The organism is Pseudomonas sp. PA-4-8C, assembly GCF_021606625.1.
Taxonomy (GTDB): Bacteria; Pseudomonadota; Gammaproteobacteria; order Pseudomonadales; family Pseudomonadaceae; genus Aquipseudomonas; species Aquipseudomonas lactis.
The window spans coordinates 1-14,611 of record NZ_WKCD01000124.1; the positions used below are offsets into that span (position 1 = coordinate 1).

General features: G+C 60.5%; 14 protein-coding genes. 5 read left to right on the plus strand and 9 right to left on the minus strand.

Features of this window, described 5'->3' with window-relative positions:
* Positions 1-145 precede the first annotated feature (145 nt).
* Complete coding sequence (locus GIW04_RS18110) at positions 146-601, plus strand: hypothetical protein (protein ID WP_034134941.1); 456 nt, start codon at positions 146-148, stop codon at positions 599-601.
* Between the two features lie 82 nt (positions 602-683).
* Here GIW04_RS18110 and adeC read toward each other — a convergent pair whose 3' ends face one another.
* From adeC to GIW04_RS18125, 3 genes are read right to left on the minus strand one after another with little or no spacing between them, the layout of a single operon-like run.
* Positions 684-2,141, minus strand: a complete 1,458-nt coding sequence (gene adeC, locus GIW04_RS18115; RefSeq protein WP_120247623.1) for an AdeC/AdeK/OprM family multidrug efflux complex outer membrane factor — start codon at positions 2,139-2,141, stop codon at positions 684-686.
* Positions 2,138-5,299, minus strand: coding sequence for an efflux RND transporter permease subunit (locus GIW04_RS18120; protein ID WP_003189340.1), 3,162 nt, complete (start codon positions 5,297-5,299; stop codon positions 2,138-2,140). The genes adeC and GIW04_RS18120 overlap by 4 nt, the downstream gene beginning before the upstream one ends.
* Positions 5,300-5,302: 3 nt before the next feature.
* A complete protein-coding gene (locus GIW04_RS18125; protein ID WP_034134944.1) occupies positions 5,303-6,451 on the minus strand; it encodes an efflux RND transporter periplasmic adaptor subunit in 1,149 nt (382 codons plus the stop codon).
* Positions 6,452-6,716: 265 nt separating this feature from the next.
* On the opposite strand from GIW04_RS18125, the gene GIW04_RS18130 reads away from it, so the two are divergent.
* Positions 6,717-7,349 (plus strand): TetR family transcriptional regulator, encoded by a 633-nt coding sequence (locus tag GIW04_RS18130; RefSeq protein WP_120247624.1) that lies wholly within the window; start codon positions 6,717-6,719, stop codon positions 7,347-7,349.
* Positions 7,350-7,682: 333 nt separating this feature from the next.
* On the opposite strand, the gene GIW04_RS18135 is transcribed toward GIW04_RS18130, so the two are convergent.
* Genes GIW04_RS18135 through GIW04_RS18145 form a run of 3 tightly spaced genes read right to left on the minus strand, consistent with a single transcriptional unit; the run spans position 7,683 to position 10,261 of the window.
* Positions 7,683-8,738: an alkene reductase gene (locus GIW04_RS18135; RefSeq protein ID WP_120247625.1), complete on the minus strand. Its 1,056-nt coding sequence runs from the start codon at positions 8,736-8,738 to the stop codon at positions 7,683-7,685.
* Between the two features lie 26 nt (positions 8,739-8,764).
* A complete protein-coding gene (locus GIW04_RS18140) occupies positions 8,765-9,931 on the minus strand; it encodes an MFS transporter (RefSeq protein ID WP_120247626.1) in 1,167 nt (388 codons plus the stop codon).
* Between the two features lie 18 nt (positions 9,932-9,949).
* On the minus strand, positions 9,950-10,261 hold the full coding sequence (locus GIW04_RS18145) for an ArsR/SmtB family transcription factor (RefSeq protein ID WP_034134947.1): 312 nt from the start codon (positions 10,259-10,261) through the stop codon (positions 9,950-9,952).
* Between the two features lie 155 nt (positions 10,262-10,416).
* On the opposite strand from GIW04_RS18145, the gene GIW04_RS18150 reads away from it, so the two are divergent.
* Positions 10,417-10,995, plus strand: a complete 579-nt coding sequence (locus tag GIW04_RS18150) for an acyl carrier protein phosphodiesterase (protein ID WP_120247627.1) — start codon at positions 10,417-10,419, stop codon at positions 10,993-10,995.
* A gap of 58 nt (positions 10,996-11,053) precedes the next feature.
* On the opposite strand, the gene GIW04_RS18155 is transcribed toward GIW04_RS18150, so the two are convergent.
* Together GIW04_RS18155 and olsB are read right to left on the minus strand one after the other, a co-directional pair.
* Positions 11,054-11,845, minus strand: coding sequence for a lysophospholipid acyltransferase family protein (locus GIW04_RS18155; RefSeq protein WP_014717317.1), 792 nt, complete (start codon positions 11,843-11,845; stop codon positions 11,054-11,056).
* Complete coding sequence (gene olsB, locus GIW04_RS18160; protein ID WP_003189352.1) at positions 11,845-12,600, minus strand: L-ornithine N(alpha)-acyltransferase; 756 nt, start codon at positions 12,598-12,600, stop codon at positions 11,845-11,847. Before olsB ends, GIW04_RS18155 begins: the two co-directional genes overlap by 1 nt.
* Before the next feature lie 185 nt (positions 12,601-12,785).
* On the opposite strand from olsB, the gene GIW04_RS18165 reads away from it, so the two are divergent.
* Together GIW04_RS18165 and GIW04_RS18170 are read left to right on the plus strand one after the other, a co-directional pair.
* Positions 12,786-13,859, plus strand: coding sequence for a serine hydrolase domain-containing protein (locus GIW04_RS18165; protein WP_120247628.1), 1,074 nt, complete (start codon positions 12,786-12,788; stop codon positions 13,857-13,859).
* Positions 13,856-14,170, plus strand: a complete 315-nt coding sequence (locus GIW04_RS18170) for an amidase (RefSeq protein ID WP_120247629.1) — start codon at positions 13,856-13,858, stop codon at positions 14,168-14,170. The genes GIW04_RS18165 and GIW04_RS18170 overlap by 4 nt, the downstream gene beginning before the upstream one ends.
* Positions 14,171-14,352: 182 nt before the next feature.
* Here GIW04_RS18170 and GIW04_RS18175 read toward each other — a convergent pair.
* The coding region (locus tag GIW04_RS18175; protein WP_236479098.1) for a DUF3077 domain-containing protein at positions 14,353-14,611 on the minus strand (259 nt) is incomplete at its 5' end.

The following is a 14,611-nucleotide window of genomic DNA, read 5'->3' on the forward strand; positions in this document are numbered from 1 at the left end:
TAATTGTGATGCGCCCGACTCGTCAGCTTCCGGCGCGCAGGGTTAGCTGTCTACTGTCAGGGTTAACAGTAGATCTTCTGATTTCATACGCCTATTTTCGAAAAGGCTGACAGTATCTTTTTTACGTGATCAGGGAGTGAATTCCATGAGCTTTGGATCAGATATGGGTGAGTTTTTAACGTCCTCAAATACGTTCAGGGCGGAATTGATCAGGACGGTGCCAATTCAATTCGATAGTTTTGAGTTGAGCTACATCGAGGGTCACCACTTGCGAATTCGGTTGGGAATCGAAGGCAACCCTGGCTCGAAAAACGAACTGACCCTTGAGGCAGACGGTGATGGACAAGAGCGTGCGTTCAAGCTGAAGGAGAATATGACTTACATCATCGGGCCTGGAGAAGGCCTTATCCGTGCCACGTTTGGGCTTGAAAGCGATGTCGAGTATTCCCCGCAAGAGTATTGGGGCAATTTGAGCGTCAAAAGCATTTCCAGCGATGGGTCTGGCGAGACCTCGATCCATGCCAGTTTTTCATTCGGTTGGACGACGGATGATGGCAAGGACATGGAGGTCAGATGCTCTAAGCTTGAGATCCATACATGAACTTATTTTGATAATGATTAAAACGGCATGACATAAAAAAACCGCTTCCGGTAAGGGAAGCGGTTTTTTCACACCTGCGCTATCAGAACAACTTCAACGGCGGTGCTTGTTCTTTCAACGGCTCGTTCTTCGCGGTCAGCTCGTTCCAGCCACCGCCGAGGGCCTTGTACAGGTTGACCTCGCTGGTGAGCTGCGCCAGGCGGTCGGTGATCAGCGATTGCTGGGCACTGAACAGTTGGCGCTGGGCATCGAGGAAGGTCAGGTTGCTGTCGACACCAATGCGGTAGCGACGCTCGGCCAGGCGGTAGTAATCCTGGTTAGCCTCGACGAAGCCGCGCTGGGCATCCAGTTGCTGCTTGTAGGTCGCACGCGCGGCGAGGCCGTCGGAGACTTCCTGGAAGCCGGTCTGGATGGCCTTCTCGTAGTTGGCCACGTTGATCTCTTTCTGGATCTTCGAATAGTCCAGGCTTGCGCGCAGGCTACCGGCGTTGAAGATCGGGATGTTGATCTGCGGGGCAAACGCCCAGGTCCCTGAACCGCCTTTGAACAGGCCACCCAGGGTAGGGCTGGCGGTACCGGCGCTGGCGGTCAGGCTGATGCTCGGGAAGAACGCCGCACGGGCCGCGCCGATATTGGCGTTGGCCGCCTTGAGGTTGTACTCGGCCTGCACAATGTCGGGACGACGTTGCAGCAGGTCCGATGGCAACCCGGCCGGCACTTCGCTGAGCAGGTCATCGGACAGCGGCTTGCTGGCGATATTCGCTGGCAGGCCGGTGCCCAGCAGCAGGGTCAGGCTGTTTTCGTCCTGGGCCACCTGGCGGGTGTAACGGGCCAGTTGCACGCGGGCGTTTTCCACCGAGGTGCGTGCCTGGCTGAGGTCGAGGGCCGAGGCCACGCCGACTTCATTGCTGCGCGAGGTGAGCTTGTAGCTTTGCTCGAACGCGGCCAGGGTGTCCTGGGTCAGCTTGAGCAGCTCCTTGTCGGCCTGCCAGGTCAGGTAGGCATTCGCCACGCTGGCCACCAGGCTGATTTGGGTGCTGCGGCGCGCTTCTTCAGTGGCGAAGTACTTTTGCAGCGCTTCTTCACTGAGGCTGCGAACGCGGCCGAACAGGTCCAGCTCATACGAACTGATGCCAAGGCCCGCCGAGTACTGGCTGGCGATGGTCGATTCGCCGGTCTGCGACAGCTTGGCCGGGGTACGCGAACGGCTGCCGTTACCGGTGGCCGATACCGCCGGGAACAGGTCGGCACGCTGGATCTGGTATTGCGCTGCATAGGCGTCGATGTTCAGCGCCGCGACACGCAGGTCACGGTTGTTCACCAACGCGGTCTGGATCAATTGCTGCAGGGCAGGGTCATGGAAAAACTGCTTCCAACCTTGCTCGGCAGCGGCCTGGCTCGGCGCCTGGGCCGACGAATACGCCGGCCCCTGCGGGAACTGCGCGGCCACCGGCGCTTCGGGACGCTGATAGTCAGGTATCAGCGAGCAGCCACTGAGCACGAATGCGGTGACGGCTAGGGAAAGTAGCGACTTGCTCATTGGCCAGCCTCTTTAGGAGTTTCAGTAGTGTCTTTCTTTTTGCGTTCGCCAGCGGCGGACACGGTTGCGTAGAACAGTGGCACCCAGAAGATCGCCAGCACAGTGGCCGTGATCATACCGCCGATAACGCCGGTACCGATTGCGTGCTGGCTGCCTGAACCGGCGCCGGTGGAGATTGCCAGCGGCAATACGCCGAGCATGAACGCCAACGAGGTCATGATGATCGGGCGCAGACGCATGCGGGATGCTTCGATAGCCGCCTCGACGATGCCTTTGCCTTGCTCGTGCAATTCCTTGGCGAATTCCACGATGAGGATGGCGTTTTTCGCCGCCAGGCCCACCGTCACCAACAGGCCCACCTGGAAGAACACGTCGTTGGACAAGCCGCGCATGCTGGTGGCGATCAGTGCACCGATCACACCCAGAGGTACAACCAGAATCACCGCGATCGGGATCGACCAGCTTTCGTACAGCGCCGCCAGGCACAAGAACACGACCAGCAGCGACAGTGCGTACAGTGCTGGCGCCTGGGAACCGGAAAGGCGTTCTTCGTACGACAGGCCTGTCCAGGCGTAACCGACACCGGCCGGCAGTTCTTTGGCGATGCGTTCGACTTCGGCCATCGCATCACCGGTACTGTAGCCCGGTGCCGGGGTACCGAGGATTTCCATCGCCGCTACACCGTTGTATCGCGAAAGCTTGGGCGAACCGTAGATCCACTGGCCCGACGAGATGGCCGACAGCGGCACCATTTTCCCGTCGTTGCTGCGCACGTACCATTTGTCCAGGTCTTCGGGCGACATGCGGCTGGCGGCGTCACCTTGTACATACACCTTCTTCACGCGACCACGGTCGATGAAGTCGTTGATGTAGCTACCACCCAAGGCAATGGCCAGGGTCTGCTGGATATCCGCGAGGCTGATGCCCTGGGCACTGGCCTTCTCGTCGTCAACGGTCAGCTCGTACTGCGGCTCGTCGTTCACGCCGTTAGGACGTACGCCGGCCAGCACCTTGCTCTGTGCTGCCGCGCCCAGGAACTGGTTACGTGCAGCCATCAGCTTGTCGTGGCCGACGCCACCCTGGTCTTGCAGGAACACGTCAAAACCGGTGGCGTTACCCAGCTCCAGTACCGAAGGTGGCACGATGGCAAATACCATGGCGTCCTTGAAGGCCCCGAAGAAGTAACCCTGGGCACGCTTGGCCACTTCGAACACCGATTGGGTCGAGTCACGCTCATCCCACGGTTTGAGCATCACGAACGCGAGACCCGAGCTCTGGCCACGGCCAGCAAAGTTGAAGCCGTTCACGGTAAACACCGACTTCACCGCCTTGCCTTCGCCTGGCTCGCCTTCCTTGTCGTTCAGCAGGAAGGCGCGCATGTCGTCGACGACTTTTTGCGTGCGCTCAGCCGAAGCACCAACCGGTGTCTGCACCTGGGCGAAGATCACACCCTGGTCTTCCTCAGGCAGGAACGCGCTTGGAATACGGGTGAACATCCAGATCATGCCGACCAGGATCAGCGCATACACCAGGAACGCCGGGATCTTGTGCTTGATCATGCCGCCCACGCCGCGCTCGTACTTGAGTACGCCACGGTCGAAGGTACGGTTGAACCAGCCGAAGAAGCCGCGCTTGGGTTGGCCGTGTTTTTCCGGATCAATCGGCTTGAGCATGGTGGCGCACAACGCCGGGGTGAAGATCAGGGCAACCAGTACCGACAACGCCATCGCCGAAACAATGGTGATGGAGAACTGCCGGTAGATCACACCGGTGGAACCACCGAAGAACGCCATCGGCAGCAGTACCGCCGAGAGCACCAGGGCAATACCCACCAGGGCGCCCTGGATCTGGCCCATGGACTTGATCGTTGCTTCCTTGGGCGACAGGTGTTCCTCGGCCATTACCCGTTCGACGTTTTCCACCACAACGATGGCATCGTCCACGAGCAAGCCGATGGCCAGGATCATGCCGAACATGGTCAGGGTGTTGATGGTGAAGCCGCACGCCGCCAGGATCCCGAAGGTACCCAGCAATACCACCGGTACGGTCATGGTGGTGATGATGGTGGCACGGAAGTTCTGCAGGAACAGGAACATCACCAGGAACACCAGCACGATCGCTTCGACCAGGGTGTGAACCACACCGGAGATCGATTCGGTCACGACCGGGGTGGTGTCATAGGGCACCACCGCCTTCATGCCAGGCGGGAAGAACGGCTCCAGGGACTTGACTGTTTCGCGGATGGCCTTGCCGGTGTCCAGTGCGTTGGCACCGGCCGCCAGCTTGATCGCCATACCCGAAGCCGGCTTGCCGTTGAACTGTGCACTGATGCTGTAGTTCTGGCCGCCCAGTTCTATACGCGCGACGTCACCCAGGCGAACCTGGGAGCCGTCGGTGTTCACCTTCATCAGGATCTTGGCGAATTCTTCGGTGCTTTGCAGACGCGTCTTGCCGATGATCGTGGCGTTCAGCTGCGTGCCGGGCAGGGCAGGCAGGCCGCCCAGTTGGCCGGTGGCCACCTGCACGTTCTGGGCCTTGATGGCATTGCTGACGTCCACTGGCGTGAGCTGATAGTTGTTCAGCTTGGCGGGGTCGAGCCAGATACGCATGGCGTACTGCGAACCGAACACCTGGAAGTCACCCACCCCCGCGGTACGGGAGATCGGATCCTGGATGTTGGACACGATGTAGTTGGAGAGGTCGTCCTTGGTCATGCTGCCGTCTTCCGACACCAGACCGATCACCATCAGGAAGTTCTTCACCGACTTGGTCACGCGGATACCCTGTTGCTGCACTTCTTGGGGCAGCAGTGGGGTGGCCAGGTTCAGCTTGTTCTGTACCTGAACCTGGGCGATATCCGGGTTGGTACCCTGGTTGAACGTCACGGTGATGGTCATGCTGCCGTCGGAGTTACTGTCCGAGGAGACATAACGCAGGTTGTCGATACCGTTGAGCTGTTGCTCGATGACCTGCACCACGGTGTCCTGCACGGTTTGTGCGGAAGCGCCTGGGTAGGTCACCTGGATATCAATGGCCGTTGGCGCAATGGCCGGGTATTGGTTGATGGGCAACTTCAGGATCGAGAGTGCCCCGACCAGCATGATCACCAGGGCAATTACCCAGGCGAAAATGGGACGGTCGATAAAAAATTTCGACATGGATTACTCCCCTTGACCAGCAGCGGCAGCAGGCGCTGCAGCGGTACCGGCGGGTTTGGCGTTGGAGGCTTCCGTGACCTTAACCTCGGCGCCTGGCTTGACGTACTGCAAGCCTTCGGTGATGACGCGATCACCGGCATTGAGGCCTTTTTCCACCAGCCAGTAGGCACCGGCGGTACGGTTGGCAACCAGTTCGCGTTGCTCGACCTTGTTGTCCTTGTTCACGATCAGCGCCGTTGGAATGCCGCGCAGGTCGCGGGTCACGCCTTGCTGCGGCGCCAGGATGGCCTTGCTGTTCACACCGGCCAGCAACTGGGCGTGCACGAACATGCCCGGCAGCAGCACGTGGTCAGGGTTGGGGAACACGGCACGCAGGGTCACGGAACCGGTGGTCTGGTCGACCGACACTTCGGAGAACTCGAGCTTGCCGTCCTGGGCGTAGGCCGTGCCATCTTCCAGGGTCAGCTTGACCTTGGCGGCGTTTTCGCCGGCCTTCTCCAGCTGGCCGCTTTCCAGGTCGCGGCGCAGTTTCAGCATTTCAGCCGAGGACTGCGTGACGTCGACGTAGATCGGGTCCAGTTGCTGAATCACGGCCATGGCATCGGCCTGGCCATTGCTGACCAATGCGCCTTCGGTCACCGAAGAACGACCAATGCGCCCGGAGATCGGTGCAAACACTTTGGTGTAGCGCACGTTGATCTGGGCGGTTTGAACGTTTGCTTCGGCGGTCATGCGGTTGGCGACGGCAGTGTCGTATTCCTGACGGCTGACGGCCTGTTCATCGACCAACTGCTTGTAGCGGTCGCTGATGGACTTTGTCTGGGACAGGCTGGCTTGTGCGCTTTTCAGGGTGGCTTCATACACCGACGGGTCGATCTGGTAGAGCTGTTGCCCTTCCTTCACGTCGGCGCCTTCCTTGAACAGGCGCTTGAGAATGATGCCGTTGACCTGCGGCCGAACTTCCGCAATGCGGAAGGCCGTGGTGCGGCCAGGCAGCTCGGTAGTCAGGGTATAGGCTTGCGGTTGAATGGTGACCACGCCGACCTGAGGGGTTTGAGCGGGCGGTGCCGCTTCTTCCTTTTTACATCCGCTGAGCAGCGATGCCAGGGCGACGGCAGTGACCAGAGCGGTAACAGCTGGCTTAAGTTGCATGAAGATCCTCGGGTCAGGCGCGCAGAGTGCGCACAAGAAGTGTGGAAGGGTAAAAAACAAGCCGTGAGTGGATAAGTAGCTTGCTACGCAATATACTTACGTTCATGGTTGTTTGTAAACTCTTGACAGGCTTCGCGCAATGCTGACAAAGCACCGCCGCAAGCCTCGATTCTAGTACGTTCGGCGCCCATGACGGCGTCGTCCCACAATTATTCAGATGACGGTCAAGTACCGTCCACAGTGTCCCGATTGAGGTTTTACTGCCATGGTTCGTCGCACCAAAGAGGAAGCTCAGGAAACGCGCAACCAGATTCTCCAAGCCGCCGAGCAAGCCTTTTATGAGCGTGGCGTGGCGCGTACCACCCTGGCGGATATCGCCGCGCTGGCGGGCGTGACGCGCGGGGCTATCTATTGGCATTTCAGCAATAAGTCCGATTTGCTCCAGGCCTTGCTCGACACGCTGCACGAACCTCTGGACGAATTGGCCCGGGCGAGTGAAAGCGAGGATGAAGTCGACCCGCTGGGCTGTATGCGCAAGCTGCTGATTCATCTCTACCATGAAGTGGCCCTGGACCCGAAAACCCGGCGCATCAACGAGATTCTGTTTCATAAGTGCGAGTTCACCGATGAAATGTGCGACATGCGCCGCCAGCGCCAGACCCACACCCTGGAATGCAACCTGCGTATCAGCCTGACGTTGCGTAACGCGGTCAATCGCGGGCAACTGCCTGAAAATCTCGACACCACCCGTGGGGCTGTCTGCATACATGCCTTTATCCACGGTTTGATCGGCCAGTGGCTGCTGGTCCCCGATAGCTTTGAACTGCATCAGGACGCCGAGCGCTGGGCTGATATAGGGCTGGACATGCTGCGCCTGAGCCCCAGCCTGCGCAATTGAAACAAAATGCGTAATTGCAACCCGTTGTGTCAACAGTAAAGCCTAAAGACGGTCAATCGTCCTTCTGCCTGATTTGTGGGGTGACTTTATATACGGCATGGCGGGCGGTTGATAGGTAGCCGGCTAAGTATTTTGTAGCGATATTGTTGCCGTTCTGTGAAGCGATGTTTCCAGGGGGCACCAATGTGGGAGGGAGACTTGCCACTGACACTGTAGGAGCGAGCTTGCTCGCGAAAAACTAACAGGCGCCGCGTTCGTTCAGGAAGCGCGCGTTATCGTTGACGTTTTTCGCGAGCAAGCTCGCTCCTACAGTATTGGGTTTTGCGGGTTACGTTAGATCGGCAGCGTCGGGTAGTCGATATAACCCACCGGGCCTTTGCCATAGAAGGTTTCCGGGTGCGGCTCGTTCAACGGTGCATCAGCCTTCAGTCGCGCCGGCAGATCCGGGTTGGCGATGAAAGGAATACCGAAGGCCACTGCGTCCGCCTTGCCCGCCGCCAGCCAGGCATTGGCGCTGTCTTTGGTGAAGCGTTCGTTGGCGATGTACGCACCGCCGAAGGCTTTTTTCAGCTGTGGGCCAAGGCTGTCTGCGCCTTCTTTTTCGCGGGAGCAGATGAACGCGATGCCGCGCTTGCCCAGTTCGCTGGCGACGTAGGTGAAGGTCTCGGCGAGGTTGTCGTCGCCCATGTCATGAGCATCAGCACGCGGTGCCAGGTGCACGCCCACGCGGCCGGCGCCCCAGACTTCGATGGCGGCGTCGGTGACTTCCAGCAACAGGCGCGCACGGTTTTCCAAAGAGCCACCGTACTGATCGGTGCGCTGGTTGGTGCTGCTTTGCAGGAACTGATCGAGCAGGTAGCCGTTGGCGCCGTGGATTTCCACACCGTCGAAACCGGCGGCCTTGGCGTTCTCGGCGCCGGTGCGGTAAGCGTCGACGATGTCGGCGATTTCAGCGGTTTCCAGGGCGCGCGGGGTCGGGTAGTCGGCCAGGGGGCGAACCAGGCTGACGTGGCCTTTGGCTTGGACCGCACTCGGGGCCACCGGGGTTTCGCCGTTCAGGTAGGACTCGTGGGAAATGCGGCCGACGTGCCACAGTTGCAGGAAGATCTTGCCGTCCGCGCCATGCACGGCCTTGGTGATGTTGGCCCAGCCGCGCACCTGGTCGTTGGACCAGATGCCGGGGGTGTCCGGGTAGCCCACGCCCATCGGCGTCACGGAAGTGGCTTCGCTGAGGATCAGCCCGGCGGAGGCGCGTTGCACGTAGTACTCGGCCATCAGCGCATTGGGCACGCGCCCGGCATCCGCGCGGCAGCGGGTCAGCGGCGCCATGATGATGCGGTTCGACAGGTGCACATCGCCCAGTGTGATCGGATCGAAAATAGTCGTCATGGAAAAACACCTTCTCTTTAAGTTGATCAGTGGGTCGCGGGGGCCAGGTCGGCATTGCCGCCCTGACGGAAAGTGATCAGGGTCACCAGCAGCGCGAGAATCGCCAGTGCGGCGGCCGCCAGCGGCACGCTGGTCAGGCCGAAGCCGTGGGCAATCACGCTGCCGCCGACCCAGGCGCCGAGGGCGTTGCCAATGTTGAAGGCGCCGATGTTCAAGGTGGACACCAGGTTCGGCGCGGCCTTGCCGAAGGTCACCACGTTGATTTGCAGCGCCGGCACGGCGGCGAACGAGGCGGTGGCCCACAGGAACAGGGTGATTTCAGTCGGTATCACCGCGACGCTGGTCCAGCTCAGCACCGTGGACACCACCGCCATGCTGATGAACACGCCGATCAGGGTGGCCGCCAGGCGCTTGTCCGCCAGTTTGCCGCCGATGATGTTGCCCACGGTGAGCCCCAGGCCGATCAGCAGCAGGGTCCAGGTCACGCCCTTGGGCGACACGCCGGTGACATCGCCCAGCAGCGGTGCGACGTAGGTAAAGAGGGTGAACATGGACGCGGCAAACAGCGCGGTCATGCTCAGCGACAACCAGATACCGGCACCCTTGAGGGCGGCCAGTTCAGCGCGCATATCGAGTTTTTCTTCGTCACGCTTGGCGGGCAAGAAGCGAATCAGGCCGATCAAGGCGATCACGCCAATCACGGTCACGGCCCAGAAGGTCGAGCGCCAGCCGGCTTCCTGGCCCAGCGCCGTACCCAGGGGCACGCCCAGCACGTTCGCCAGGGTCAACCCGGTGAACATCAGCGCTACCGCCGACGCACGTTTGTTGGCCGGCACCAGGTTGGCCGCCACCACCGAGCCAATCCCGAAGAAGGCACCGTGGCACAACGCTGTGACCACCCGGGCAAACATCAGCACGTTGTAGTCGCTTGCCAGGGCGCAGAGCAGGTTGCCGATAATGAAAATACCCATCAACGCTACCAGCGCCGCCTTGCGTGGCAGCTTGGCGGTGGCCAGTGCCATGAACGGTGCGCCGATGGCCACGCCCAGGGCGTAGCCGGTCACCAGCCAGCCGGCGCCGGGAATCGACACACCCAGGTCCGCCGCCACATCGGGCAGCAAGCCCATGATGACGAACTCGGTGGTGCCGATGGCGAAGGCGCTCAGGGCCAGTATGAGTAGCGAGAGGGGCATGGGGCGTGTCCTTGGTGATTACGGTGCGCTGAGTTCGGTGATGAGCGCCGTGAGAAAGGCTTGGATCACTTCCTCGTTGCGCTTGAAAAAGTGCCACTGCCCGGCTTTCTGGCTGCTGATCAACCCCGCCCGTTGCAAGGTGGCCAGGTGGGCTGACACGGTGGACTGGGACAAGCCGCAGCGCTGGTCGATCTGCCCGGCGCAGATGCCGTATTCGTGGTTGTGTAATTGCGCGGGGAACTGGACTTTCGGGTCTTTGAGCCAGGTGAGGATGTCTCGTCGTACTGGGTGCGCCAGGGCTTTTATTATTTCGTCGAGGTCGATGGACATGGCAGGGTGCTCGGTGTCGTAAAGCGTTATATCGCGATGAGGCGAACTTTAAATCGTCATATCCCGATATACCAATATGATTTTGATCTGAGGTCAAAGCGAATCTGTATATCGGGTTATAACGATATGTAGGTGGCAGTGGTAGACTGCGCGGCATGAATTATCTCGCACATCTGCACCTGGGCGGCCAACTTCCGGCGCAATTGCTGGGCAGCCTCTATGGCGACTTCGTCAAAGGCCGCCTGCAGGGCCAGTTCAGCCCGCAAATCGAAGCGGCGATCCAGCTGCATCGTTCCATCGACCGCTTTACCGATAGCCATCCGCTGGTGGGCGAGGCGTTGTCGCGCTTCAGCCAGACCCGCAGGCGCTATGCCGGGATCGTCCTTGATGTGTTTTTCGACCATTGCCTGGCGCGGGATTGGGCGCTGTATGCCGACCAGCCTCTGGAGCGTTTCACGTCCCAGGTGTATCAGGTGTTGGCGGCTGAACCCGCGTTGCCGGGGCGGCTGGCGCAGATTGCGCCGTATATGGCAGCGGATGATTGGTTGGGCTCGTACCGCGAGTTTGCGGTGATGGACCAGGTGCTGCGCGGGATTTCGCGGCGGCTGACACAGCCCGAGGAGTTAGGGTATGCGATGCAGGAGTTGCGGGTTTTGTATGAGCCGCTGAGTGAGGACTTTCGACTGTTCTACCCAGAGTTGCAGAAATTTGCACAATCTCAACTGACTACATGAGAGCTGAATGTGGGAGCTGGCTTGCCGGCTCCCATATTTGGATTGTGTTCACATTGCTTCAGGCTGCGAATGCAGGTCGAGCAGCCACTTGCTCTGCTTCCGGCACTGGCCCAAACAACGCCTTCTGCACCGCTTGCTGCGCCTGATACGCCAACGCCGCACGTTCCTGCCCAGTGCAGGCAATCGGCTTGAGCACATGAATCTCTACATCGCCCTGGTCATTGGAAAACAAGCGCATCAGGTGCGATAGCAAATCATCATCGCCAATAAAGGGCGCCAGCGGGTCGACCTGGCCGTCGCGCAGATACCGAATCGCCACCGGCTGCAGCGACACATCCGCATCGATCGCGCTGGCCAGCAAGCGCCCGTGGAACGTGCGCAGGCCGCGACCGTCGGTGGTGGTGCCTTCGGGGAACATCAGCAAGGGGTGCTGTTGTTCCAGATGACGGGTCATCTGCTTGCGAATCAGTTGGCTGTCACCTGAACCGCGACGAATAAACAGGCTGCCAGCCTTGGCCGCCAGCCAGCCCGCCACCGGCCAGGTACGCACCTCGGCCTTGGACAAAAACGACATCGGCGCCACCATGCCCAGCAACGGGATATCCGTCCAGGACACATGATTGCTCACCCACAGCATCGGCGTTTGCGGCAACTCGCCATGCACCGTCACGCGAAAGGGCAGGGCGTTGGTCAGCCGTGCCATGAAGAAGCGCGACCAACGCTGGCGCCGCACCATCGAGTTAGCCACCCCCAGGCGCTCGAACAGGCCGAACACACTGGCCATGCTCAACCCCAGCCCCACCACCAACAGCACGCGGGCGATGCGCCCGTAAATGCGCAGGCGGTTCATCACATGGCCGCCTTGAAGTGGCGCGCGTAACGCGGGCACAACTCGTCGCGCTTGAGCAGGATAAACACGTCGGCTACCTGGAAGTCTTCATCCCAGCACGGCTCGCCGCAGATCTTCGCGCCCAGGCGCATGTAGGCCTTGAGCAGCGGCGGCATTTCGGCGATGACGTTGGACGGCAAGTCCAGGGCCGGCAGCGGTTTTTTTGGTTCGGCGCGCAGGTGTTCGTTGCACAGGTAGCGCTCGCGCAAGCGCTGCATAATCGCGTGGGCCTGGATGCCGCCGTCGTGCATCGGGATGCTTGCGCAGCCCATCAGGTAGCTGTAGCCGCCCTGGTTGAGCACCTCGGCCAACTCGCCCCAGAGCACCGCGATGGTGCCGCCATTGCGGTAGGCCGGGTCGACGCAGGTGCGGCCAATCTCCAGGATCGGGCCCTGCAAGTGCAGCAGGCCGTGCAGGCTGAATTCTTCTTCGCTGTAGAACCGGCCCAGGGTGCTGGCGGCCTGGTGGTCGAGCAGGCGGGTGGTGGCGACGAGTCGACCGCTGTTCAAATCCCGCACGCCGATATGGCTGCAGTGAACATCATAGTCATCCATGTCCAGACCCAGTTCCGCGCCTTTCAGCTTGGCGTTGAATTCGCCGCTGAATACGTTGAACCGCAGGGCCTGGGCTTCCTGCAATGCCTGTGCGCCTACCAGGCGTTCGGCTTGCAGACGGCGTTCATTGCCTTTGTCGCTGATGCGGGCGATCTGAGTCATAGCGAGTCTCCGGGTGCCGGCCAGGTTGCGGCCAGTCGACTTTGTTGTCCAAAGTCAGGCTATGTAGCCTCGGTGTCAGCTCCATGAAGTTACGGTGACGGTTGGATGACAGCCCCCTTGTCGCAAATCTGTCACTGGCGTGAGCTAGGCTCGCGGGCTTGAATGCCCTCCTTGAGTTTGCGTCCATGGTCCGAGGCCTGTTGTGCGTTGCCCTGCTGTTTGTCACCGTGAATGCTCGCGCTGAAATCTGGCCTGATAAGGAGTGGGCCCTGGGCACAGCCCTCGCCGGCCCCGCTGTCGATGCCCTGGACGCCTACGCTTTCCCAACCCGCGACGATGCCACCCGCACCGGTATTCGCACCGATGCGTTGTTGGTCATTCGCGACGGCGAAATCATTTATGAACGCTACGCCGCGCCCACCACTGTGAGCACACCGCACCTCACCTGGTCCGTCAGCAAAAGCCTGATGGCTACCGTGCTGGGCGTGGCCTATGGGCAAGGCCGCTTCAAACTCAGCGACGCCGCCGCACGTTTCTACCCGCCGATGAAGCAGCACCCCAAGGTGAGCATGGCCGACTTGCTGCACTGGGCCTCGGGGTTGGATTGGCAGGAAGACTACGAATACGCCCCGTTGAAATCTTCGGTGGTGGCGATGCTTTACACCCGTGGCCACACGGACATGGCGCAATTCGCAGCGGATACCGAAGCCGCCGCCGCCCCTGGCCAGGCTTTCCGTTATTCCAGTGGCGACAGCAATATCCTCTCCGCTGCGCTCAAGGGCATGCTCGGCCACAAGGCCTACATGACCTACCCGTGGGACGCGCTGTTCCAGCCCCTGGGCATTCGCGACGCAACCTGGGAAACCGATGCCGATGAGACGTTTGTCGCGTCGTCCTATGCCTACCTCACGGCCCGAGATCTGGCACGGGTCGGACTGCTGATGGCGCGGGATGGACGCTGGGGCGAGCGGCAACTGCTGCCCAAGGACTGGGTCGCCTTTAATCGCAGGCCCTTCGACCACTACAAAGCCGGCCAGGATGAAGCCGTGCCGGGCGGCCATTGGTGGCTCAACACCGGCGCCCCCCGACCCTGGCCCGACGCACCGGCCACCACCTTCGCCGCGCTGGGGCACTGGGGCCAGGCGCTGTACGTGCTGCCCGACGAACACCTGGTGATCGTGCGCTACGGCGATGATCGTGATGGCAGTTACCGGCATAACGAACTGCTAAAACGCGTGCTGGCGGCGGTGCGCTCATGATTCGTCGTCATCCATTTATCAGCGTTTTACTGGTGTTGTTTATCGCACTCTTGGGCGGGGTTTGGCATGAGCGCGTCAACCTGCAAGCCTTTCCCGACATCATCGCGGCGTACACCGCCAAGGAGTATTGCTCGTGTCGGTACGTGGCCAACAACCCGGCGGACTATTGCCTGGGGTATGTGAAGCAGTACGTGCCCATCAGTGCGTTTATCGACACGCCTGAGCGCAGTGAAGTGACAGCGAGTGGGTTGGGGCGTACGCATACAGCGCGATGGATAGGCAACCGCCAAGGCTGCCGCCTTAACCCCTGACACACCCAAATTTCCCTGTGGGAGCTGGCTTGCCTGCGATAGCGGCAGGTCAGTCAACATCACGAGTGCCTGTGCCGCCGTCATCGCAGGCAAGCCAGCTCCCACATCGTATTTGTGCTGATCATGGGCAATTGAGAGAGATACAGACAAGCGCCCGATGCGGTGCACCGGGCGCGTACTACTTACAGCAGGGTTTGACTGCCAGGCTGCATCGCCAGCAGCAAGTCATCAATGATCGCCTTACCCATCTCACCCAGATAATGCGAGGCAAACGCAAACTTTTCCGCCTTGGGGTCCATGGCCGCTTCAAGCGCGAGCATTTTGGCGTAGTAGAGCACGTGGGAGGCGTGTTCGAGGGCTTCCACAAGCGGAACCCCGGCGTTGACGCGGAACAGTTTCAGGTGGCTTTTGTTTTCTCCGCAGTCTGCGAAGGTGGCGGCG

Bases quoted from the DNA above. Each gene is read 5' to 3' on its own strand.
- GIW04_RS18110 (WP_034134941.1), top strand. From the start codon at position 146: ATGAGCTTTGGATCAGATATGGGTGAGTTTTTAACGTCCTCAAATACG.
- adeC (WP_120247623.1), bottom strand. From the start codon at position 2,141: ATGAGCAAGTCGCTACTTTCCCTAGCCGTCACCGCATTCGTGCTCAGT.
- GIW04_RS18120 (WP_003189340.1), bottom strand. From the start codon at position 5,299: ATGTCGAAATTTTTTATCGACCGTCCCATTTTCGCCTGGGTAATTGCC.
- GIW04_RS18125 (WP_034134944.1), bottom strand. From the start codon at position 6,451: ATGCAACTTAAGCCAGCTGTTACCGCTCTGGTCACTGCCGTCGCCCTG.
- GIW04_RS18130 (WP_120247624.1), top strand. From the start codon at position 6,717: ATGGTTCGTCGCACCAAAGAGGAAGCTCAGGAAACGCGCAACCAGATT.
- GIW04_RS18135 (WP_120247625.1), bottom strand. From the start codon at position 8,738: ATGACGACTATTTTCGATCCGATCACACTGGGCGATGTGCACCTGTCG.
- GIW04_RS18140 (WP_120247626.1), bottom strand. From the start codon at position 9,931: ATGCCCCTCTCGCTACTCATACTGGCCCTGAGCGCCTTCGCCATCGGC.
- GIW04_RS18145 (WP_034134947.1), bottom strand. From the start codon at position 10,261: ATGTCCATCGACCTCGACGAAATAATAAAAGCCCTGGCGCACCCAGTA.
- GIW04_RS18150 (WP_120247627.1), top strand. From the start codon at position 10,417: ATGAATTATCTCGCACATCTGCACCTGGGCGGCCAACTTCCGGCGCAA.
- GIW04_RS18155 (WP_014717317.1), bottom strand. From the start codon at position 11,845: ATGAACCGCCTGCGCATTTACGGGCGCATCGCCCGCGTGCTGTTGGTG.
- olsB (WP_003189352.1), bottom strand. From the start codon at position 12,600: ATGACTCAGATCGCCCGCATCAGCGACAAAGGCAATGAACGCCGTCTG.
- GIW04_RS18165 (WP_120247628.1), top strand. From the start codon at position 12,786: ATGGTCCGAGGCCTGTTGTGCGTTGCCCTGCTGTTTGTCACCGTGAAT.
- GIW04_RS18170 (WP_120247629.1), top strand. From the start codon at position 13,856: ATGATTCGTCGTCATCCATTTATCAGCGTTTTACTGGTGTTGTTTATC.